General features: G+C 77.1%; 1 protein-coding gene and 1 pseudogene. Both read left to right on the plus strand.

What is annotated here, in order from left to right; genetic code table 11:
* Positions 1 to 675: VWA domain-containing protein (locus tag ACXJMZ_RS37200; RefSeq protein ID WP_457034417.1), on the plus strand; the 675-nt coding region annotated here is incomplete at its 5' end.
* Positions 672 to 1,591: pseudogene (locus ACXJMZ_RS37205) on the plus strand (hypothetical protein); the annotation flags it as partial. The gene ACXJMZ_RS37200 and the pseudogene ACXJMZ_RS37205, both read left to right, overlap by 4 nt.

Consider the following 1,591-nt stretch of genomic DNA (forward strand, 5'->3'; position numbering starts at 1 on the left):
GCCCTCAGCGGCCTCGCCACCCCCCGGCCCCCCCGCCGCCCCGGCGGCCGGCTCGACCTGCCGCGCACGCTGCGCGCCAACCTGGCGCACACCCGGCGGCTGGCGGACGGCCGGACGGTCGTGGTGCCCGAACGCCCCGTCTTCAGCACCCGGGCGCGCAAGGAGGCCGACTGGCGGTTGGTGCTGGTGGTCGACGTGTCCGGCTCGATGGAGGCCTCCGTCATCTGGTCCGCCCTGACGGCGGCGGTGCTCGGCGGCGTGCCGACGCTGTCCACCCACTTCCTGGCCTTCTCCACCGAGATCGCCGACCTGACCGACAAGGTCGACGACCCGCTGTCGCTGCTGCTGGAGGTACGGGTCGGCGGCGGTACACACATCGCCAAGGCGCTGGCCCACGCCCGCTCCCTGGTCACCGTGCCGAGCCGCACCCTGGTCGTGGTGGTCAGCGACTTCGAGGAGGGCGGCCCGCTCGGCGGACTGCTCGCGGAGGTCAGGGCGCTCGCCTCCTCCGGCGTGCACCTGATGGGCTGCGCGGCCCTGGACGACACCGGGAACCCCCGCTACTCGGTGCCCGTCGCCAAGCAGCTCGTGACGGCCGGCATGCCCGTGGCCGCCCTCAGCCCCCTCGCCCTCGCCCGCTGGGTCGGCGACCGACTCCGTGGAGAGAACCGATGACCCCCGATACCGGCTCAGCCGCCCTGCCACCCGTCGCCCCCGCACTGCTCGCGGCCGCCGTGGAGGCGCTGACCTCCCGGCTGCGCAAGAAGCTGGACGCGGCGGTCGAGCAGTACGCGGCGCTGCCCGTGGAGGCGGGCGCGGACGGGCCGACCGTCCGCTGCGGTGAGGACGCCGTGGTCACGCTGGCTCCGGGACCGGACGGCGTGATCGCCGAGGAGGGGCACGCGCGGTGCAGTTGCCTGCTCGCGCCGCGCTGTCTGCACCGGGCCGCGCTGCTGCACTGCTGTCCGCTCGCGGACGCCTCAGCGGATGCCTCGGCGGAGGTCGAGACCCCGGCGGCACCCGGGCCGGAGCCGGAGCCCGTGGCCCCGGTGGTGCTGACGGAGGCTCAGACCAGAGCGGCCGACGCGCTGTGGACGGCCGCCGCAGCGGTACTGGCCGCCGGCCTCCCCGCCGCCGGAGCCGTCCCGCAGGCCGAACTCCTGCGGGCGGCGCACACCGCCCGGCTCGCCGACCTGCACCGGGCCGAGGCCGCCGCCCTGCGGGTAGTGCGCGGGCTGCGCRGCGCCCGGGCCAGGCGGGACGGCCACCGGCTCGCCGACCTGACCGCCGCACTGCGCGAACTCCTGCTCACCACCGCGCTGTTGAGGACCGGACGTGGTGACGCCGCACTCCTGGGCACCGCCCGGCGGGCCTACCGGGCGGGCGGTGCGCTGCGGGTCCACGGGGTGTTCCGGGAGCCGGTCCTGACCTCTACCGGGTACGCCGGTGTGGTCACCCACCTGCTCGACGAGGACGGCCGGTGGTTCTCCGTCGCCGACGTCCGCCCGGGCGGCCCGGCCCGGGCCCGAGGGGCAGGCACCGCGCCGGTCGCGGTCGGGGCGGCCGCCCTCGACCACGCCCGGCTCTCGCG

The organism is Kitasatospora sp. P5_F3 (genome assembly GCF_054049135.1).